This window comes from Streptomyces sp. A2-16, from assembly GCF_018128905.1.
Classification (GTDB): domain Bacteria; phylum Actinomycetota; class Actinomycetes; order Streptomycetales; family Streptomycetaceae; genus Streptomyces.
This window is the reverse complement of the sequence record NZ_CP063808.1, coordinates 3,028,660-3,047,617: the sequence shown is the minus strand read 5'-3', so window position 1 is coordinate 3,047,617 and position 18,958 is coordinate 3,028,660. Positions and strand designations below refer to the sequence as shown.

The following is an 18,958-nucleotide window of genomic DNA, read 5'->3' as shown; positions in this document are numbered from 1 at the left end:
CCTCGACGGATGCGACGGAGGAGAGCGATGGCACAGCTTCGACAAGAGGTCGATCCCGCTGAGGTGGGACTGGACGCGAAGGCGCTCGACCGCCTCGACCAGCACTTCGCCCACTACGTCGACGAGGGCCGGATGCCCGGCTTCCTGGTGTCCGTCGCCCGCGGCGGACGCGTCGCCCACCTCACCGCGCACGGCCGACGCGACCTCGCCTCCGGCCTGCCGGTCGAGGCCGACACCCTGTGGCGGATCTACTCGATGACCAAGCCGGTCACCGCCGTGGCCGCCCTGATCCTGGTGGAGGAGGGCCGGCTGTCGCTGGACGACCCGATCGCCGACTACCTCCCGGCGTTCGCGCACCCCCGGGTCCACGTGGACGGTTCCGGGGACGGTGTCACCACCCGCCCGGCCAGGGGTCCGATACGGGTCCGGCATCTGATGACCCACACCGCGGGCCTGACCTTCGCCTTCTACCACTCCCACCCGGTCGACGCCCTCTACCGCGAGGCCGGTCTGGAGTCGTCGGTGCTGCCGGGCTCGGACCTCGCGCAGACGGTCGACGTGTACGCGAGCCTGCCGCTCCAGTTCGAGCCGGGCACGCAGTGGAACTACTCGGTCGCCTCCAACGTCCTGGGCCGCGTCATCGAGATCGCGTCCGGCCAGACGCTCGACGCCTTCTTCGCCGAGCGGGTCTTCGACCCCCTCGGGATGACCGACGCCGGCTTCTGGGTGACGGACGAACAGGCGCCCAGGCTCGCGGAGTTGTACGGCGAGAAGGACGACGGCAGCATCGAGCCGGTCCCCGGGCTGCCGCTGCGGGGCCGGCCCCGTCTGCTGTCCGGCAGCGGCGGCATGGCGGCGTCGGCACACGACGTCCACCGCTTCGCGGAACTGCTGCGCCGCCGCGGCGAACTGGACGGCACCCGTCTGCTGTCCGCCGAGACGGTGGACCTGATGACCTCCAACCATCTCCCGGGCGGCGCCGACCTGCGTGCGTTCGGCACCAAACCCGCGCACGACGAGCCCGGCAACGACGGCGTCGGCTTCGGCCTCGGCGTCTCCGTGGTGATCGACCCCGCCCGCACCCTGGCCCCCTCGTCCCTCGGGTCCTTCGGCTGGAGCGGGGCGGCCTCCACGACCTTCTGGGTCGACCCGGTCCGCGATCTGACCGTGCAGTTCTTCACCCAGGTACGGCCGAAGAGGCTGAAGCTCTTCCCCGACCTCAAGCGGCTGGTCCACGAGGCGGTCGTGGACCAGGTGCCTACTGGTCGATCCGCAGGGTGAAGTGCACGCCGTCCCGGGCGAGTTCGCCCAGCCACTGCCGTGAGCGGGCGCCGGTCTCGGCGGCGCGGTGCAGCCCCGCCGGGAGGGAGCCGTCCAGGATGTGCCCGACGCCCAGGGCGAGGGTCCGGGAGACGCAGCGGGCCATGGCGCTGTCCTCCTCGTCTCCGACCTGGTCGAGGAGGTAACCGCCGGACCAGGTGTGGCCGTCCTCCGCGCGTACGTCGAGGGACACGGCGAGGACGACCCGGTCGCGGTCGGCGTCCGTCGTCGGATACTTGGCCGCCAGTTCCCGGGCCAGGGCGGCGATCCGGGTGTCGTCGCCGGTCCTCAGCTCCTCGAAGACCGGCTCCCAGGCCCGCAGCCAGCCGTCGAGGCGCAGGGTGCCGCGGACGAAGGTCCGCGGGGTCCAGGCGGCCGGCAGTCCGTACTGCTCGACGAAGGGGACGCTGTCGCGGTTGGGGTAGACCTCGAAGGTCTCGCCGTCCACGATGTGGCGCCGGGTCGCCTCCCAGGGGCGGTCGACGGTGGCCGGGGTGCCGTTGTCGATGTAACGGGCGGGCGAGCGCAGGGCGTTGAGGACGCCGAGCGGGGCCCAGCTGAAGCGGTACCTGAAGTCGTTCGGGACGGCGGGGATGCCGCCGCAGTAGGAGGTGAGTGCGTACGACGCCGGTGTCGTGTCGCCGATCGCCTCGCGGGCCGCGGCGACGAGGCCGTGGGCGAAGAGGTGGTCGATGCCCGGGTCGAGTCCGGCCTCGGTGAGGACGACGAGCCCGGCCTTCCGCGCCGCCGGGACCTGTTCGAGGACGGCGTCGGAGACATAGCTGGAGCAGGCGAAGTGGGCGTTCCCGCGGACACAGGCGGCGAGGATCCCGGCGTGCTCGGGAGCGGGCAGCATCGACACGACGACGTCCCCGGGCGCCAGTTCGGCCGCGAGGGCGTCCAGGGTCCAGGCGCGCGGCGCGGCGCGTCCGTTGAGCCCGAGTTGCTCGAGGGCCTCCTCCGCCCGCTCCTCGGTGCGGTGCCACAGCAGCACGCGGTCGGCGGAGTCGCAGAGTGCGGCCAGGCCGCTGCCGGTGGAGAGCCCGGCGCCGATCCAGTGGACGGTGCCGGTCGCGGGTACGAGGTCAGACACTTCGGAACTCCCCTTCCTCGATGCCGAGTTCACGGCACGCCTGACGGAAACGGTCCAGACAGCGCCCCCACGGGCCGCCGACCCCGAACTCCAGCAGCAGGGGCAGCAGGGAGCCCGAGAAGCCGACGCTGGACTCCTCCGGGAGCAGGGACGGCAGGTTGTCGATGGCGATGAGGTCGAGCGGGGGCTCCTTGTGCAGCCGGCGGACCGGCTCGGCCCACTCGGTGACGCGGTCGTAGACCGGCAGGACGTTCAGGGGCGAGCCGACGTCGCAGGTGACGTCGGAGAGGGTGCGCAGCCGGCGGGCGGGGTCGTCGAGGTCCGCCTCGCGGACGAAGGGCGGGATCGGGCTGGTGGCGAGGACGCAGTTCACCAGTACGTCGTGGGCGAGGAGGGCGGGGCGGTCGAGGTCACGGGTCTCGTCGAGGTCCCAGCAGGTCGGCTCGATCCCTGCGGCCTGCAGCGCGACGCGGGCGCCCCGGCCGCTGCGACCCAGGGCCCCGATCACCAGCGCCGTGAACTCCTCGTCGCCGGCGGCGGGCCGCAGCGCCTCCTCCAGCTCCTCCCGTGAGGTCGGCGTGAGGGGTGCGACGAGCCTGCCCCGGTGCTGGAGCACGGCCAGCGCGGCACCCAGATACCCGGCCCAGTAGCCGAACGCGGCGAGCCTGCGGCCGTGGTCGTCGACCAGGTACTCCAGGTCGAGGAGGGCTCCTCCCCCGGCGGCGAACCGGCGCAGCAGCTCCGCGGCGCCGGGCTGCTGCTTGTAGGCGTGCCCGAAGAAGACGTGCCGGTGGGTCAGGGCGGCGGGTTCGTCGGGGAGCTCCTTCAGGCCCACGACCACGGCGTCCCGCGGCGCCCGGGAAGCCCAGGAACCGGCGGGCGCGACACCGCAGCCGGCCGCCTCGTACTGCTCGATCGGGAAGATCCGCTGCGGGGAGTCCTCGACGGTGAGGGTCACGCCGCCGTCGACGAGCCGTCGGGCGTCGGACGGCACGAGGGGCGTGCGTCGCTCGGTGGAACGGACCTCGTGGCGCAGCCACAGATGGAGCTCGGTCATACGCGGTTGGCCTCCGGGCGCGGGGCGTCGGCCGCGAACCGGCCGGCGCTGAGCGGGCTGATGTCCACGAAGGGTACGCGGCCGAGGTACAGGTCGCGGACGACCTCGCCGACGGCCGGTCCCTGGAGGAATCCGTGGCCGGAGAAGCCGGTCGCGTACAGCAGGCGGGAGACCGAAGTCGCCTCGCCGATCAGGGCGTTGTGGTCGGGGGTGAGCTCGTACAGGCCGGCCCAGCCGCCGGTGCGGCGCAGGTCGAGGAGGGCGGGGGCGCGGTGTTGCATGGCGTCGGCCAGGCGGGGGATCCAGCGGTCGTGGGTGGTGGTGTCGAAGCCGGGCCTCTCGTCGGGGTCGGACATGCCGAGGAGGAGGCCGGGGCCCTCGCCGTGGAAGTAGAGGCTGCTGGTGAAGTCGATGGTCATGGGGAGGTCGGGGGGCAGTCCCTCGACGGGTTCGGTGACCGCGATCTGGCGGCGCAGCGGTTCGACCGGCAGGTCCACGCCGGCCATGGCGCCGACGGCCCGCGACCAGGCGCCGGCCGCGCAGATCACCGTGCCGGTGGCGATCCGGCCCTTGGTCGTCGTGACGGCGGTGATGTCGTCGCCGTGCCGTTCGATGCCGGTGACCTCGGTGTGCCGCAGGATCGTCGCGCCGTGGCGGCGGGCGTCGGCCGCGTAGCCGTGGACTACGGATTCGGGGGTGCAGTGGCCGTCCTCGGGCGAGAAGGCGGCGGCGAGCAGTCCGTCGGTGGTGATGAGCGGGGAGAGCCGCTGTGCCTCGGCCGGGTCGATCATGCGACTGGGGACACCGAGGGAGTTCTGGAGCCGCACGCTCGCCTCGAAGGAGGTCACCTCCTCGGGCGTCGACAGCAGGAAGAGATAGCCGACCCGGTGCAGCCCGATGTCGTGTCCGGTCTCCTCCTCGAAGCGGCTGAACGCCTCCAGGCTGCGCGCTCCGAGCCGGATGTTGAGCTCGTCGGAGAACTGCGCCCGCACCCCGCCCGCGGCCTTGGAGGTGGAACCGGAGGCCAGTTCGTCCCGCTCGACGAGCACCACGTCGGGTACGCCCGCGCGGGCCAGGTGGCGGGCGATGCTCGTGCCGATGACGCCGCCGCCGATGACGACGACCTCGGCCGTGCGTGTGGTCACCGGCGCTCCTCCTTCGCGGCCCGCACCACGGCCGCGGCCGCGGCGGCGTCCTGGATGCCGAGGCCGACGCTGTTGTAGTACACGAGGTCGCCGGGGGCGGTCCGGGCCGCCGCGCGTCCGGTCAGTACGTCGCCCAGACCGAGGGGCTCGGTCAGCAGACCCGTCCGCAGGGCGTCCACGACCGGTCCGGCGTGCTCCGCCGCGGTCGCCGGGTCGTCCACGACGACGGCCCCCGAGAGCACCGCTCGCCGCAGCACTTCGGTGTCCACCTCGCGGCGGGTGGGTTCGAAGGATCCCACGCTCACCACCGTGCAGCCGGGAGCGAGCCACTCCCCGCGCACGACCGGTGTACTGCTGAGCGTGCAGGCCGCGACCAGGGACGCACCGGTCACGGCCTCCTCGGCGCTGCCGGCCGCTTCGGCGGGCAGGCCGAGGTCCGCCAGCTCCCGGGCGGCGCGGGCGCGGTGGCGCGGGGTCGGGCTCCACAGCCGTACGGAGGTCAGGGGCCGCACCCGGGAGATCGCCCGCACATGGGCCAGGGCCTGGGTGCCCGAGCCCAGGACGGCGAGCCGGGTGCTGTCGGGGGTGGCGAGCACGTCGACGGCGACGGCGCTCGCGGCGGCCGTGCGCAGGGTGGTCACGGCGGCACCGTCCATGACGGCGGCCAGGCGGCCGGTCACGGGGTCGAGCACCGACACCACGGCGTGGATCGTGGGCAGTCCGGCCGCCGCGTTGCCCGGGTTGACGCTGCCGAACTTCGCGACGGCCCCGGAGTCGGCGGAGAGCCGGGAGACGTACGCGAAGACGACGCTGTCGTCGAAGCGGCTCGGATGCATGATCTTCGCCGGCAGGTCGGCCGTCCCGGAGCCGAGCGCGGTGAAGGCCGCGCGCTGCGAGGCGATGGCCCTGTCCACGTCGAGCAGGCGGGTGACCTGCTCTCCGGAGAGGAAGAGGACGTCGTCGGTCATTCCCTCTTCCTGTCCGGATCCGTCCTCCCGGAATCCGCCCGGGGATCAGGACAGGTGGGCCACCGCGTCCAGATGGGGCAGGACGTGGTCCAGCCGCTCCCGCTTGGTGCGCAGATAGGTGATGTTGCTCTCGCACGGCGTGATCAGCAGCGGCACCGTCTCGGCGACCTTGATGCCGTGCCGCTGCAGCGCCTCGCGCTTGCGCGGGTTGTTGGACATCAGACGGACCGAGTTCACGCCCAGGTCCTGGAAGATCCCGGCGGCGACGCCGTAGTCGCGGGAGTCCACCGGCAGGCCGAGCGCGAGGTTCGCCTCGACGGTGTCCAGGCCCTCCGCCTGGAGCGCCATCGCGCGCAGCTTGGCGAGCAGGCCTATGCCCCGGCCCTCGTGGCCGCGCAGGTACACGACGATGCCGCTGCCCTCCTTGACCACGGCCCGCAGCGCGGCATCCAGTTGGTCGCCGCACTCGCAGTGCTGGGAGCCGAACGCGTCACCGGTCAGGCACTCGGAATGCAGGCGCACGAGGACGTCGTCGGAACCTATGTCACCGTGGACCAGGGCGACTTGTTCGTCACCGCGGTCGTGATCGAGGTAACCGACCGCCTGGAATTTCCCGTACACGGTGGGCAGCGGGGCATTCACCACGCGTTCCACACCGGTGCGCTGTGATGCCTTCTTGCCGAGGACGCCAACGTTATCTGTCATGATCTGTTTCCTAAGCAGAGACGAAAGGCCGTGAAAAGATGAGCGGTTCGGGAACACGGTCGGCGGCATACGGTCTGTTGCCGACGGACACTACGGAAGACGTACGGACACGGGGGGCGGGCGTCTCAACACAGGTCGCCGTCCTTCCGGTCGGGAGCTTCGAACAACACGGCCCGTACCTTCCCCTGGCGACCGACACCCTGGTCGCCTGTGCCGTGGCGCGGGAGATCGCCGCGGCGTACCCGGTGCATCTCCTGCCTCCGGTGACGATCTCCTGCTCGCACGAGCACGCGGCCTGGCCGGGGACCGTCAGCATCTCCTCCGTCACCCTTCACTCGGTGGTACGGGACATAGCGGCCTCGCTGCGCCGCTCGGGCGTCGAGGCCCTGGTGGTGGTCAACGGACACGGGGGGAACTACGTGCTGGGCAACGTCGTCCAGGAGGCCTCCGCCGAGGGTGCGCGGATGGCGCTCTTCCCGGCCGCGGAGGACTGGGAGGCCGCCCGTACCGAGGCGGGAGTGCTCACCTCGCTCCTCACCGACATGCACGCCGGGGAAATCGAGACCTCCATTCTTCTGCACACTCACCCGGAATGTCTCCGCCCCGGTTACGAGACCTCCGATTTCGTCGCGGACGACCGTCGTCATCTCCTCACCCTCGGCATGTCCGGTTACACCGATTCCGGTGTCATCGGGCGCCCTTCGCTGGGCTCGGCGGAAAAAGGGAAAGCCTTGCTGGAGAGCCTCGCGGCGTCCTTCGGCACGTATTTCTCGATGCTGACCGAATCCGACGCGGGGGACGCGGCCGACGCCGAGTAGGGCTTCGCCGGGCGCAGGCCCTGGTACCAGCGGACCACCAGGACGACCGCGCCCGGCAGGCTCGCCACGAAGCTGAGGACGCCGTAGACGATCGCGGTCGCCAGGCCGGCGCCGGCGCCGAGACCCATGGCGGCGAACGCCCAGGCGGTGATGCCCTCCCGGGGGCCGAACCCGCCGACGTTCAGGGGCAGTCCCATGGCGAGCAGGGCGAGCACGGCCAGTGGCAGCAGTACGGCGACGGAGGCGTCGGAACCCGCGATGCGGGCGGCGAGCACGAACATCCCGAGGTGGCCGGCGAGCACGACGGCCGAGGAGAGCGCGACTCCGGGCCAGTTGCGGCGGGACAGCAGTGCCTCGCGTGCCTCACCGAGGGTGGAACGCAGCGCCCGGCCCCGGCGGGAGGAGGGGGCCCGGTTCATCCGCAGGGCCACGACGACGGCGAGCGCGCCGAGAGCGGCGAGGCCGACGGCGGGCGCGAGGTGACGGGCGTCGGCCAGCACCGGTGAGTCCATGGTGAGCAGCACCGCCCCGCCCACGACCGCCAACGCGATCTGGCCGGCGACTCGTTCGAGGACGACCGCCCGTACGCCGCGGCCCATGTCGCCGGCGCTCTGCCCGTGCCGCACGGCGCGGTGCACATCGCCGAGCACTCCGCCGGGCAGGGCCGCGTTCAGGAACAGGGCACGGTAGTAGTCCGCCACGGCCGCGCCGAGCGGCAACCGGATCCGCAGCCCGCGGGCCACCAACTGCCAGCGCCAGGCACTGAACACGGTGGTCAGCACGCCGATCGCGAGCGCCGCCAGCAGGGCGGGGCCGTCGATCCGGCGCAGCCCGTCGACGAACACGCCGGTGCCGAGCCGCCACAGCAGGACGGCGAGGATGGTGACACCGGCGACGGTGCCGAAGTGGGTGCGCAGCGCACGGGAGTCGAGGGCCGAGCGCAGGGCGGTACGCCATCGGGGGGCGGCCTGGGCGGGACCGGGCCGGGCCTCGGTCACGATCACGCCGATCCGCTCCCGGGAGACGGCCGCGTCCCGCAGGTCCGCGGCGGGAAGCCCTGCGGTCTCGAGGATCCGGGCCCGGGCCACCAGCGCGTCGGTCCGCGCCGTCAGCACCTCGTCCCGCGTCCGGACCACCTCGGCCCGGAGGGCGAGGGCCCGGTGGGAGAGGGAGTCGGGCTGGACGGGTTCCGCGGGCCGCCGCACGGGCAGGCCCGGTCGCTCGGGCTTCGTCGCGCGCCGCTCGGTGTCCGGGCGCACCGTCTCCACGCTCATGACACTCCGTCCGTCGGCCGGGACAGCGCCAGGAGGTCGCTGTGGTGGACGACGACCTTCAGCTCACCGGCGCGGCAGGCCTCCAGACGGTCCTGGAGGTAGCGCTCGGCGCGTTCCTTCAGTTCGGGGCGCTCCTCGACGGCCGCGCCGACCCAGCCGCGCAGCCACTGCGCGGTGAGCGCGGACTCGGCGGGGCCGAGGCGCCAGGCGCTCGGGTGCAGCCGTACGGTCGCGCCTCGCTCGGAGAACGCCTCGCAGGCGACGGTGACGGCGTCCGGGCCGAGCAGTCCGCCGCGTCGCTGGTGGGCGTTGAAGGCGTCGGCGATCTCGTCGTCCAGCGGGTCGGACGGCGTGAGCTCGACGCGGCCCGCCACGGACAGCGTGAGCAGGGCCGGGCAGCCGGCGCCCGTGCAGGCCGCGGCGAGGGTCTCGATCTCCTCGCGGGTGAGGACGTCCAGGAGCGCCGAGGCGGTCACCAGGGAGGCGCCGGCGAGGGCGTCGGGGGTGAGCAGACCGACGTCGCCGCGGCGGGTCTCGACGGTGACCCGGCTGCCGTCGGCGGCGGAGCGCGGGGAGGCGACGGCCGCGAAGTGCAGGAGGTAGGGGTCCCGGTCGTGCAGGATCCAGTGCTGGGGGCCGTCCAGGCGGGACGCCAGCCAGCGGCCCATCGAGCCGGTGCCGCAGCCCAGGTCGTGGATGACGAGTCCGGCCTTGCCGGGCAGGTTGGCCAGCCGGATCCGCAGCGGGTCGAGCAGATCGCCCGCCCGTGCGGCCGCGTCGGGGCCCTCCCGCAGTTCGAGCCACTCGGGGGCGTAGCGGGGAGCGTCGTCGGGTCCGGCGTCCCTGAGCCGTACGGTGGGACGCTCGCCGGGGCGGGTGCTGGGACCGGCTCCGGGGATGACCGATTCCGTGTCGGACGGGACACCAGGCTTCACCGACGCCACCTCTCGAGGGCCCGGCTGGGCCGGGATCTTCCCGCTCTGCTTGGTCGCCGTCTTCCTCATGCCGCCCTCCTGGGCTCGCTCGGCAGTCGGCCGAGAACTCCGGCCAGGCTGCGGGCCGTGGTCGCCCAGCCGTCCAGGGCGGCCCGCCGGCCCCGGGCAGCCGCCTTCAGCCTGCGTCGTACGTCCGCCTCGCCGAACCAGCCGCGCAGTTCGGCGGCGAGGGCGGCGGGGTCCTCCGGCGGGACGAGGATGCCGGGCACTCCCCCGTCGGGAGCGCGGCCGACCGCCTCGGCCACTCCGCCGACGTCGGTGGCCAGCACCGGGATGCCGCGCGCGAGGGCCTCGGTGACCGCCATGCCGTAGGTCTCGGCGTAGGAGGTGAGGACCATCAGGTCGGCGGCGGCGTAGCTGGCGTCGAGCTCGGCGCCGGCCTTCGGTCCCGCGAGGTGCAGGCGGTCCTGGAGGCCGTACTTCTTGATGAGCATCCGCAGGTGCGCGACGTACTCGGGATCCTGGGTGATCCCGCCGACGCACACGCAGCTCCACGGCAGGTCCTGGGCGCCGGCCAGTGCCTCGATCAGCCGGTGCTGTCCCTTGCGGGGGGTCACCGCGGCCACGCACAGCAGCCGGGAGAGTCCGTCGGTGCCGGAGGCGAGCGGGGCGATGTCGGCGCCCGGGGTGGCGACGTGGACCCGCTCGGGCGCGAGGCCGTGGTGCGAGACGAGCCGTCGTACGGCCCAGTCGCTGGTGGCGATGACGGCGGGCACGGCCCGCAGCACCTCGCGCTCCTTGGCGTCCAGTTCGAGGGCGAGCCGGGGTTCGAGGCCGGTCTCGTCGCCGAGCGGCAGGTGGACCAGGACGGCGAGCCGCAGCCGCTCCGCCTCGGGGACGACGATCTCCGGGACGCCGCAGGCGACCAGGCCGTCGAGGAGGACGACGGTGTCGTCGGGCAGGTCCCGCAGGGTGCGGGCCAGTTCGGTGCGGGCCGCCGCTCCCGGGCGGGGCCAGCTGCCGGCCACCGCGTGCCGCTCGACCTGCCAGCCGAAGCCGGGCAGGTCCAGGCAGACCCGCCGGTCGTAGGCGTTGCCGCCGCTCGGCGCGGTCGGGTCGTCCACGCCGCCCGGCATCACGAAGTGCACGGAGCGCAGGGACATCGGGATGATCTCGGCCTTCTTGAGGGCGGTGTGCTGCACGGGCACGTAGTCGAGTGTGGCCGCCCCCCGCCCGGTGGTCATGTCGGTCACAGGGCACGCTCGTAACTCGCCCAGGCGACATGCGACTCGTGCAGGGTGACGGTCAGACCCGCGAGGCCCTTGGCCCCCTCGCCGAGGGCGCCCTTCTCGATGCGCTCGGCGAGCCGGTCCGCGATGACCTTCGCCAGGAACTCCGTGGAGGTGTTGATCCCGGCGAAGTCGGGTTCGTTGTCGAGGTTTCTGTAATTCAGCTCGCTGACGACTGCACCGAGTTCCTGGGTGGCCAGTCCGATGTCGACGACGATGTTGTCGTCGTCCAGCTGTTCGCGCCGGAACGTGGCGTCCACCAGGAACGTCGCGCCGTGCAGTCGCTGCGCGGGGCCGAAGACCTCGCCGCGGAAGCTGTGAGCGATCATGATGTGATCGCGGACGGTGATGCTGAACAACGGACGACCCTCCAGGTGCGGCGCGTCTGGTCCCCCGACTGATCCCTGCCGGGGGATGCCGTGTAGTACGGCTCTCCGCTTCCCCGTGTTCAGCCGGATCTCACTCTTTTCTCAGGTCAGGCGCTCTTGCCGTACCTCACGAGGTGACAGAGGGCCGGAATCTCCCCACTGGCCAGCAGGGGCATCACCTCCGGCAGTTCTTCGAACGCGCTTTCCCCCGTGATGAGGGCATCAAGCCTCGGATCGGCGAGCAGTTCCAGCGCGACGGCGAGCCGGTCGCCGTAGCTCCGGTTCGCGCGGGCCGGCGAGACGGTGCCGACCTGACTGCTGCGGATGACGAGCCGCCGGGAGTGGAAGGCCTCGCCGAGCGGCAGAGCGACCCGGCGGTCGCCGTACCAGCTCAGCTCGACGACCGTGCCCTCGGCGGTGAGCAGTTCCAGCGAGCGGGCGAGGCCCTGTTCGGTGGCGCTGGCGTGCACGACGAGGTCGCAGTCGCCGAGGGCGTCCGCGGGGGACGCGAAGCCGACCCCGAGGGCCTCGGCGGTCTTGGCGCGGGCGGGGTCGGTGTCCACCAACTGGACCCGGACGCCGGGGAAGCGGGCGAGCAGGGCCGCGACCGAGCTGCCGACCATGCCGCCGCCGACCACCGCGATCCGGTCGCCGATCAGGGGCGCCGCGTCCCAGAGGGCGTTCACGGCGGTCTCGACGGTCCCGGCGAGGACGGCCCGGGCCGCGGGCACGTCGTCCGGAACGACCGTCACGGCGCTCGCGGGAACTACGTACCGCGTCTGATGCGGGTGCAGACAGAAGACGGTCCTGCCCTTCAGCGCGGCGGGGCCCTCCTCCACCACTCCGACGCTGAGGTAGCCGTACTTCACCGGCCCGGGGAAGTCGCCCTCCTGGAACGGGGCCCGCATGGCCGCGTACTGGCTCTCGGGCACCTGGCCGCGGAACACGAGTGTCTCCGTGCCCCTGCTGACTCCCGAGTAGAGCGAGCGGACCAGCACCTCGTCCTCGCCGGGGGCCGAAAGGGCTGCCTCCCGTATCTCGCCCTCACCCGGAGAGCGGAGCCAGAACGCTCGTGCGTCAGGCTTCATCGAGAACCTCCTGAACGATCGGGAACCCGTGCACGTACCTCGTTCACGTACCGAGATGTGCACAGGCCGCGCACAGTACGCGGCCTTGATCGACTCTGTCATCTGGCCGGAGGAATGTGCGGTGGCCCTGAACAACACTTACCAAGCAAGGCTGGTCCAGCAGGAGACCGCTGTCGGAGCGGGCGTTCAGATCCTGTTGCTGGCTCTGCTCGGCACGGCGATCGGCATGGGGCCGGCGGGCTGGCTGACCGGCCTCGCCTTCGCCGTCGCCACCTGGGCCGTGCTCTCCAGGGCGCTGCACCGCACCCGGCCGCGGTCCTTCGGTCCGGCCAACCGGGTGACGCTCGGCCGGGCGACCCTGGTCGGCGGAGTGACGGCGCTGGTCGCGGACTCCTACCAGGACTCCCCGCCCGTCACCCTCTTCGTCGGCCTGACGGCGGTGGCCCTGATCCTCGACGGCGTCGACGGCAAGGTGGCCCGCGCGACGGGCACCTCGACCCCGCTGGGCGCGCGCTTCGACATGGAGGTCGACGCGTTCCTGATCCTGGTGCTCAGTGTGTACGTGTCGATGTCGCAGGGCCCCTGGGTCCTTCTCATCGGCGCCATGCGCTACGGCTTCGTCGGCGCGGCCCGCGTCTGGAACTGGCTGAACGCCCCGCTGCCGCCGAGCATGGCCCGCAAGACGGTGGCCGCGCTCCAGGGGATCCTGCTGCTGGTGGCCGCGTCCGGGTACCTGCCGCACTCGGCGACCTTCGGGGTCGTGGCCGTCGCTCTGGGGACGCTGGTCTGGTCGTTCGGCCGGGACATCCTGTGGCTGTGGCGCACGCACCGGGCGGACCAGGCGGCGGTGGGCGAGCTGCTGGAGCTGGAGTTCGTGGCGGTGGAGCGGGAGCCGGAGGCGGTGGCCTCCTGAAGCCCGGCCGGCTCGAAGGTCAGCTTTTGAGCGGCACCCGGTAGACGGTCGACTCCCGCTGCCGGAAGCCCTGCCGCTCGTACAGCCGGTTGGCCGCGGCACGGTCCGGGCGCGAGGTCAGGTCGACGGTACGGGCCCCGGCCTCCCGGGCGAGCCGGATGGCCTCCCTGATCAGCAGTCCCGCGATGCCCTGGCCACGGGCCGCGTGGTCGACGATCACGTCCTCGATACGGGCCCGCAGTCCCGCGGGCGCCGGGAACATGACGAGGGTGAGGGTGCCCACGACCGCCCCGGCCGCCGACCTGGCGATCAGCATGGTGTTGGCGTCACAGTCCAGGATGCGGCCGAGCGCGGCGAGGTCGAGGACCTCGGCCGTCGAGGACAACTGCGGCAGCATCCGCGCGAAGGCGTCAACGAGTTCCTGGTCCGCCTCCCGGGCGATCTCCACCCGGATGTCCTGAGTCTCCATGAGGTGGACTGTATCGCCGGGGACGCGACGACCCGGGACGGATGCGAACGGCCGGGCGCGTGAGCGGTTCGGTGGAGGCTGCCGGGGCGCGTGGCGGTTCGGCGGAGGGTGGCCGTCGGGCGTGAGCGGTAGAGCGGCGGGCGGCCGTCGGGCGTGCGAGCGGTACGGCAGCGGGCCGACCGGGGCGCCCGGGACGCCTGGCGGGTTCGTGACCCACGCACCCGAGCCGGCCGCGACCCTCCTGACCCGCACTCAGGTGCCATCCGCCGGTTCCCCTGGCCAGGCGCAGCCGACCCGCCCGTACGAGACCACGGGGCTGGGACCACCGGCAGGTGCGGGGACGACCGGCAGGGTGCAGGGTCGTGGTCACGTTGCGTACGTGGTGAGGTCGGCCGTGCTGAGGTCTGCCCCGGTGAGCCCCGCTTCGTTCGGACGGTCCGCTCCTACCGTCGCGGCAGCAGGCCGATCGCCGCGACCGGTACCGCGGCCAGGACCAGCCACGGCACCGCGGCCGGCAGTGCAGTGTCCAGCAGGGAGCCGGTGACGGAGCTGCCGACGAGCACGATCAGCCCCGAGACCGAGGACAGTGCCCCCGTGTAGAGGCCGAGCCTGCCCTCCTCGGCGAGATCCGGGACCCAGGCCCGGGCCACGGGTGCGACGAGCATCTGCCCGAGGGTGAGAAGGACGACGAACCCGGCCGCGGGCACCAGCCCGGCCGTACCGGTCGGCTCCGCGGGCCGCGCCACCGCCACGACCGCGAACCCGGCGCCGATCAGCAGCAGTCCGGCCACCATGGAGCGCCGCAGCGACAGCCTGGCGCCGGCCCAGCGGGTCACCGGGAGCTGCGCGGTCACCACTAGCAGCGAGGACAGGGCGAACAGCCAGGCCAGCGCCGACTGCGAACCCGTCGCGCGCTCCACCTCCTCGGGGAGGGCGAGGTAGAGCTGGTTGTAGGCGAGCAGGTAGGCGCCGTACGCGCAGCACAGCGCGAGGAAGCGGCGGTTGCGGAGCAACACCCCCGTACCGCCCCGCAGTCGGACCCGCTGCCGTCCCGGTATGTGCTGCGGCAGCAGCCACGCGTGCCCGGCGAGGACGAGCACGAAGATCCCGGCGCCCGCCAGACACACCGTGCGGAAGTCCACCGACAGCAGCAGCGCACCGAGCAACGGCCCCAGGAAGGCCCCGGCCTGCCCGGCGACGGTGAACAGCGCCAGCACGCGCGTGCGTTGGCCGCCCGCCGCCTCGTGGACGACCGCCTGCCGGGCGACCTCGGACTCCACGGCCGGTGAGAACAGTGCGGCCGCGAACCCGATGAGCAGGACGGCCCCGATCACCGCCCCCGTGTCCTGCGCGTACCCGAGCCAGGCGAACCCGGCGATCCGCAGCACGCATCCGGCGAGCACGACCGGCCGGATCCCGTACCGGTCGGACAGCGCCCCGCCCACCACGAACAGTCCTTGCTGGCTGAAGGTCCTCAGCCCCAGCACGAAGCCGACCAGCCACCCCGCCATGCCGACGGCCTGTCCCAGATGCTCGGACAGGAAGGGCAGCACGGCGAAGAAGCCGACGTTGAAGGCGAGTTGGGTGAGGATCAGCAGCCGCAGCAGCGGCGAGAGCCGCACGCTCCTCGCCACGTCGACCGACGTCAGAGTCATCCGACCTCCACCAACTCCCTTGCGGACACGGCTTGCTCAGCTGCCGTCGGAGACGTACGGGGACGCGCGCGCCGTCGCGGCCACCGCACCCCGCCCGCCGCGCTCACCGCCAGCGCGCCCAGCAGCGCGAGCGCAGCGGCGGGGGCGAGGACGGCCCAGGGGGCGCGTTCGGCGTAGGGCTGGTTCTCGGCGAGGAGCAGGCCCCACTCCGGGGAGGGCGGCTGGGTGCCCAGGCCGAGGAAGCCGAGGGAGGCGAGGGCCAGGGCCACGCCGGGCAGGCGCAGCAGGGCGTGCCGGGTGACGGGCGGCAGGATCGCGGGCAGCAGTTCGTGCCGCAGGAGGTACCGGCGGCTCGCGCCCAGGGCCCGGGTGGCCGTCAGATGCAGGGTGGCGTGTTCCTGCCGCAGCAGTGCGGAGGTGTGTGCGGCAAGGGCCGCCCAGGAGACGGTGGCCACGGCGATCGCGGGTGTGGCGGGGCCGCTCCCGGCGACGGCGGTCACGAGCAGCGCGGCAAGCACCGGCGGCAGGGCGTTGACGGTGTCGACGAGCGGCCCGGACAGCCGGGGCAGCAGCCCGAGCAGAACCCCGACCAGCAGCGCGCCGACGCTTACGGCGAGGGCGACCAGCAGGGTGTCGAGGGCACCGTGGCCGACCCGGGCGAGCAGGTCCCGGCCGAGCGCGTCGGTGCCGAACGGGTGCGCCCAGGAGGGAGGTTGGAGTCGCGCCTCGGTGTTCAGGGTGAGCGGGTCGCGGAGCAGGCCGAGCGTGACGACGGCCGTCAGGAGGCCGCCGTACACGAGGGGCAGGCTGGTGCGGGTGGACCGGCGGGGCCGGTGCAGGGAGTCCAGGGAGCCGTCGCGCAGGGCCGGGCCGACCAGGAGACGGACGGCGAGGGCCGCGAGACCGGTGGCGGTGACCGCGAGGAGCAGGAGGACGAGAGTGCCCGCCTGGAGCACGGGCAGGTCCTGTGCGAGGGCGGCCTGGAGGGTGGTGCGGCCGAGGCCCGGGATGTCGTAGATCTGCTCGACGGCGACGGAGCCGGCCGTGAGACCCACGACGAACAGGCCCAGGTTGGGCAGCAGGGCGGGGACGCAGCGGCGGACGGCCTTGGCGGCGACGGTGCGGCCGGGCAGTCCCCGGGCGTCCGCGGCCAGCGCCCAGGGCTCGGCGAAGGCGCCGGGCAGCAGGTCGTCGAGGAGGCGCCCGAGCACGGCCCCGGTGGGCAGGCCGAGGGCGAGGGCGGGCAGGACCGTCCACTGGGGGCCGTACCAGCCGAGGGCGGGCAGCCAGCCGAGCTGCACGCCGACGACGGTGGCGAGGACCGAGGCGGTGAGGAACTCGGGCAGCGCGGCGAGCATCGCGGAGGGGCCGCCCCCGGGCCGTCGCCCGTCGAGGCGCCGCCGTGCGCCGAGCCACAGGGTGCGGGCGCACACCAGGGCGGCGGTGACGGCGGCGATCACGAGTGCCACCGTCACCAGCAGCAGGGACACCCCGAGTGCCTGGACGACGGTCGGGGTGACCTGCGTGCCGTTCAGCCAGGACCGGCCGGCGTCCCCGCGCGGCAGCCCGCCGAGCCACTGGCCGAGCAGGTGCAAGGGGCCTTGGTCCAGGCCGAGTTGGGCCCGGATGTCGGCCAGTACCCGGGGTGTGGGATCGCGGTCCGCCGAGCGGGCCTTGAGCACGGTGAGCGCCGGGTCGGTGCGGGACAGCCACGGCAGCAGTCCGATCCCGCACACCAGGGCGGCCGCGAGCAGGACGCGCCACAGCAGGGTGGCCAGTCGGTACCGCATGGATCAGCGTCGCGTTCCGGTGCCGACCAGGGTCCGCTCGTACGGGTCGAGGAGGACCCCGCGGACGTCGGTGGCGACGCCGGTGATGATCCGCTGGTGGGCCAGCGGGACCACCGCGTCGGTGCCGAGGATCGCCGCTTCGGCGCGCATGACCGCGTCCTGCCGCTCCTCGGTGTCGGTCACGGCGTCGGCCTCGGCGACCGCCCGGTCGACCTTCCGGTCGCACAGCCGGGCGAGGTTGTAGCCACCGTCGCAGGTGTAGTCGCTCGCGAGGACGCCGACGGGGTCACCGGTGTCGACGAGGCTGTTGCGGGCGCCGATGACCGCGTCGAACTTCCCTGCGAGGGCGTCGCTTTCGAGCCGCGAGTACTCACGCACCACCAGGCTGACCTTGAACCCGGCCTTCTGGAGCTGCTGTTGGAGGACCTGGGCGATCTCCGGGAGTTCGGGCCGGTTGTCGTAGGTGGCGAGGGTGACTGCGGTGCCGTCGGGCCTGCCGGCGGCGGCGCGTCCGCTGGGCGCCACGCGCTTGCCCTCGGCCCAGGTCACGGCGGGTCCGTAGATGCCGGCGCCGGGGTCGGCGTACCCCTCGAAGACGCCCTTGACGAGGGCGGAGCCGTCGATGGCCTCGCGGGCTGCGGCGCGCAGCTTCGGGTCCTTGAAGGGGCCGGATCCGGTGTTGAGCTGCAGGCTGGTGGTGCGGGTGGTGGCGGTCTCCTCGAGGGTGCCCTTGTCGAGGGTGGCGGCCTGGGCGACGGGGATCGACTCGGCGATGTCGACCTGGCCGGTGCGCAGGGCGTTGGCGCGGGCGGTGCCGTCGGCGATGAAGCGGGCGTCGACGCCGGGGGCCTGGGCGCGGCCGCCCCAGTAGTCGTCGAAGCGGGCGAGGGCGGCGGAGGTGGAGCCGGTGACCTTCGTCAGCTCGAAGGGTCCGGTGGCGGTGCCGACCGGATCCACCTTCCCCGCGGAGTAGGCCTTGGCGGCGAACACGGCGAGGTTGGGGCTGGAGAGCCGGAGCGGCAGCACGGGGTCGGCCGCCTTGGTGGTGATGCGTACGGCGTTCCCCGCCGCCTCGGCCGTCAGCGTGACGCCGGAGAGCGCGGCCGGGGCCGGCTTGGCCTCGGCGGCGTGGGTGAGGGCTGCGGCGACCGCGGTCGGGGTGACCTCGGAGCCGTCCTGGAAGGTGGCCTCGCGCAGGGTGAACAGCCAGGTGCGGCCGTTCTCGCGGCGCCAGGACTCGGCGAGCGCGGGGGCGGCCGCGCCGTTGGCGTCGAGGGCGGTCAGGCCCTCGGTGACGCCGAGGCGGCTGAGGAGGGTGGCGTCGGCCCCGTACGGCGAGAGGTTCTCGGCGGGCGGGAAGGCGAGGGCGACACGGAGGCGGGAGCCGTCGTTCGCGGCGCTCGGGGAGTCGTCGCCGGAGGAGGCGAAGCAGGCGGTGAGGACGGGGGTGAGCAGCAGGGCGCCCAGGAGGTGACGGCGTCGCATGGTGGTCCTATCGCTCCATCGGTATCTCGAAGTGGACGACGCTGCTCGCGCCGTCCGTGCTCTCGCGTTCGTCGTGCACGACCTTGCCGATCGAGCGCCAGAAGGGTTCGGCGCCCGGGACCGCCGGGTCGGTGTGCAGGTACACGGAGCGGTAGCCGCCGTCCGCGGCCGCGAAGGCGAGCAGCCGGTCGACCATGCGGCGGGCGAGGCCGCGCCTGCGGTGCTCGGGGCGGACGTAGATCCGGCGCAGTTGCGCGGTCCTGCCGCAGGGGTAGCGCTCGGCCAGCTCGCGCGGGTTCGGCGGGTGGGCGGGGCCGCGCGAGTCGAGCGCGGCGGTGGCCACGACGGCACGGTCGTCCGGGTCGAGGGCGACGAGGAGGGTGTGGCGGGCCGGAGCGAGATAGGCGGCGGCCGGGTCGATGATGTCGCCGTGCCAGCGGGGCACGTACCCGGTTCCGAAGTCGCGGTAGACGGTGTCGAGCATCACGGCTCGCGCACCGTCGAGGTCGTCCGGACCGGCCGTCTTGATGCTGTAGTCACGCACTTGCACATCATATGCATTAAGCCTTTCCAGCTTGATCGCGGG

17 protein-coding genes and 1 pseudogene are annotated in these 18,958 nt (G+C 73.3%); 3 read left to right on the top strand and 15 right to left on the bottom strand.

Annotation, left to right across the window (positions count from 1 at the left end; all coding sequences use genetic code 11):
- Positions 1-27: 27 nt before the first annotated feature.
- Entirely contained in the window at positions 28-1,281 is a 1,254-nt protein-coding gene (locus IOD14_RS13725; protein WP_123994283.1) for a serine hydrolase domain-containing protein, read from the top strand.
- On the opposite strand, the gene IOD14_RS13720 is transcribed toward IOD14_RS13725, so the two are convergent.
- Genes IOD14_RS13720 through ribA form a run of 5 tightly spaced genes read right to left on the bottom strand, consistent with a single transcriptional unit; the run spans position 1,259 to position 6,288 of the window.
- On the bottom strand, positions 1,259-2,413 hold the full coding sequence (locus IOD14_RS13720; RefSeq protein ID WP_212670367.1) for a saccharopine dehydrogenase family protein: 1,155 nt from the start codon (positions 2,411-2,413) through the stop codon (positions 1,259-1,261). The two genes, IOD14_RS13725 and IOD14_RS13720, sit on opposite strands and share 23 nt — an antisense overlap.
- Entirely contained in the window at positions 2,406-3,470 is a 1,065-nt protein-coding gene (locus IOD14_RS13715; protein WP_123994285.1) for a saccharopine dehydrogenase, read from the bottom strand. Before IOD14_RS13715 ends, IOD14_RS13720 begins: the two co-directional genes overlap by 8 nt.
- Positions 3,467-4,615, bottom strand: a complete 1,149-nt coding sequence (locus tag IOD14_RS13710) for an FAD-binding oxidoreductase (protein WP_123994286.1) — start codon at positions 4,613-4,615, stop codon at positions 3,467-3,469. Before IOD14_RS13710 ends, IOD14_RS13715 begins: the two co-directional genes overlap by 4 nt.
- Positions 4,612-5,583, bottom strand: a complete 972-nt coding sequence (locus tag IOD14_RS13705; RefSeq protein ID WP_212670366.1) for an ornithine cyclodeaminase family protein — start codon at positions 5,581-5,583, stop codon at positions 4,612-4,614. Before IOD14_RS13705 ends, IOD14_RS13710 begins: the two co-directional genes overlap by 4 nt.
- Before the next feature lie 45 nt (positions 5,584-5,628).
- Entirely contained in the window at positions 5,629-6,288 is a 660-nt protein-coding gene (gene ribA / locus IOD14_RS13700) for a GTP cyclohydrolase II (RefSeq protein ID WP_123994288.1), read from the bottom strand.
- 38 nt (positions 6,289-6,326) lie between these two features.
- On the opposite strand from ribA, the gene IOD14_RS13695 reads away from it, so the two are divergent.
- The gene (locus IOD14_RS13695; protein ID WP_123994289.1) at positions 6,327-7,106 is read left to right on the top strand and encodes a creatininase family protein; all 780 of its coding nucleotides are present in this window, start codon (positions 6,327-6,329) and stop codon (positions 7,104-7,106) included.
- 110 nt (positions 7,107-7,216) lie between these two features.
- On the opposite strand, the pseudogene IOD14_RS44260 reads toward IOD14_RS13695, so the two are convergent.
- The 5 genes and pseudogenes from IOD14_RS44260 to IOD14_RS13675 form a co-directional block, all read right to left on the bottom strand.
- Positions 7,217-8,380 (bottom strand): annotated as a pseudogene (locus IOD14_RS44260) (lysylphosphatidylglycerol synthase transmembrane domain-containing protein); the annotation flags it as partial.
- On the bottom strand, positions 8,377-9,384 hold the full coding sequence (locus tag IOD14_RS13690; RefSeq protein WP_212670365.1) for a class I SAM-dependent methyltransferase: 1,008 nt from the start codon (positions 9,382-9,384) through the stop codon (positions 8,377-8,379). The gene IOD14_RS13690 and the pseudogene IOD14_RS44260, both read right to left, overlap by 4 nt.
- On the bottom strand, positions 9,381-10,568 hold the full coding sequence (locus IOD14_RS13685) for a glycosyltransferase family 4 protein (RefSeq protein ID WP_123994292.1): 1,188 nt from the start codon (positions 10,566-10,568) through the stop codon (positions 9,381-9,383). Before IOD14_RS13685 ends, IOD14_RS13690 begins: the two co-directional genes overlap by 4 nt.
- Entirely contained in the window at positions 10,565-10,963 is a 399-nt protein-coding gene (locus IOD14_RS13680) for a 6-carboxytetrahydropterin synthase (RefSeq protein WP_046728401.1), read from the bottom strand. The genes IOD14_RS13685 and IOD14_RS13680 overlap by 4 nt, the downstream gene beginning before the upstream one ends.
- A gap of 116 nt (positions 10,964-11,079) precedes the next feature.
- Positions 11,080-12,060 carry a zinc-binding alcohol dehydrogenase gene (locus tag IOD14_RS13675; protein WP_123994293.1) on the bottom strand — a complete coding sequence of 327 codons (981 nt, stop codon included), beginning with the start codon at positions 12,058-12,060 and terminating at the stop codon, positions 11,080-11,082.
- Positions 12,061-12,181: 121 nt separating this feature from the next.
- Here IOD14_RS13675 and IOD14_RS13670 point away from each other — a divergent pair, with 121 nt between their 5' ends.
- Entirely contained in the window at positions 12,182-12,973 is a 792-nt protein-coding gene (locus IOD14_RS13670) for a CDP-alcohol phosphatidyltransferase family protein (RefSeq protein WP_123994294.1), read from the top strand.
- Between the two features lie 19 nt (positions 12,974-12,992).
- On the opposite strand, the gene IOD14_RS13665 is transcribed toward IOD14_RS13670, so the two are convergent.
- From IOD14_RS13665 to IOD14_RS13645, 5 genes are all read right to left on the bottom strand, one after another.
- Positions 12,993-13,442, bottom strand: coding sequence for a GNAT family N-acetyltransferase (locus IOD14_RS13665; RefSeq protein ID WP_123994295.1), 450 nt, complete (start codon positions 13,440-13,442; stop codon positions 12,993-12,995).
- Positions 13,443-13,885: 443 nt separating this feature from the next.
- Positions 13,886-15,097: an MFS transporter gene (locus IOD14_RS13660; protein ID WP_123994296.1), complete on the bottom strand. Its 1,212-nt coding sequence runs from the start codon at positions 15,095-15,097 to the stop codon at positions 13,886-13,888.
- The gene (locus IOD14_RS13655) at positions 15,094-16,887 is read right to left on the bottom strand and encodes an ABC transporter permease subunit (RefSeq protein WP_212670364.1); all 1,794 of its coding nucleotides are present in this window, start codon (positions 16,885-16,887) and stop codon (positions 15,094-15,096) included. The genes IOD14_RS13660 and IOD14_RS13655 overlap by 4 nt, the downstream gene beginning before the upstream one ends.
- A 3-nt stretch (positions 16,888-16,890) precedes the next feature.
- A complete protein-coding gene (locus IOD14_RS13650) occupies positions 16,891-18,372 on the bottom strand; it encodes an ABC transporter substrate-binding protein (protein WP_212670363.1) in 1,482 nt (493 codons plus the stop codon).
- Positions 18,373-18,379: 7 nt separating this feature from the next.
- A complete protein-coding gene (locus IOD14_RS13645; protein WP_123994299.1) occupies positions 18,380-18,916 on the bottom strand; it encodes a GNAT family N-acetyltransferase in 537 nt (178 codons plus the stop codon).
- Between the last annotated feature and the right edge of the window lie 42 nt (positions 18,917-18,958).

What these genes read in the sequence shown, in the direction of transcription:
- IOD14_RS13725 (WP_123994283.1), top strand. Translation starts at nt 28, where the DNA reads ATGGCACAGCTTCGACAAGAGGTCGATCCCGCTGAGGTGGGACTGGAC.
- IOD14_RS13715 (WP_123994285.1), bottom strand. Translation starts at nt 3,470, where the DNA reads ATGACCGAGCTCCATCTGTGGCTGCGCCACGAGGTCCGTTCCACCGAG.
- IOD14_RS13705 (WP_212670366.1), bottom strand. Translation starts at nt 5,583, where the DNA reads ATGACCGACGACGTCCTCTTCCTCTCCGGAGAGCAGGTCACCCGCCTG.
- ribA (WP_123994288.1), bottom strand. Translation starts at nt 6,288, where the DNA reads ATGACAGATAACGTTGGCGTCCTCGGCAAGAAGGCATCACAGCGCACC.
- IOD14_RS13695 (WP_123994289.1), top strand. Translation starts at nt 6,327, where the DNA reads ATGAGCGGTTCGGGAACACGGTCGGCGGCATACGGTCTGTTGCCGACG.
- IOD14_RS13690 (WP_212670365.1), bottom strand. Translation starts at nt 9,384, where the DNA reads ATGAGGAAGACGGCGACCAAGCAGAGCGGGAAGATCCCGGCCCAGCCG.
- IOD14_RS13675 (WP_123994293.1), bottom strand. Translation starts at nt 12,060, where the DNA reads ATGAAGCCTGACGCACGAGCGTTCTGGCTCCGCTCTCCGGGTGAGGGC.
- IOD14_RS13665 (WP_123994295.1), bottom strand. Translation starts at nt 13,442, where the DNA reads ATGGAGACTCAGGACATCCGGGTGGAGATCGCCCGGGAGGCGGACCAG.
- IOD14_RS13660 (WP_123994296.1), bottom strand. Translation starts at nt 15,097, where the DNA reads ATGACTCTGACGTCGGTCGACGTGGCGAGGAGCGTGCGGCTCTCGCCG.
- IOD14_RS13655 (WP_212670364.1), bottom strand. Translation starts at nt 16,887, where the DNA reads ATGCGGTACCGACTGGCCACCCTGCTGTGGCGCGTCCTGCTCGCGGCC.
- IOD14_RS13650 (WP_212670363.1), bottom strand. Translation starts at nt 18,372, where the DNA reads ATGCGACGCCGTCACCTCCTGGGCGCCCTGCTGCTCACCCCCGTCCTC.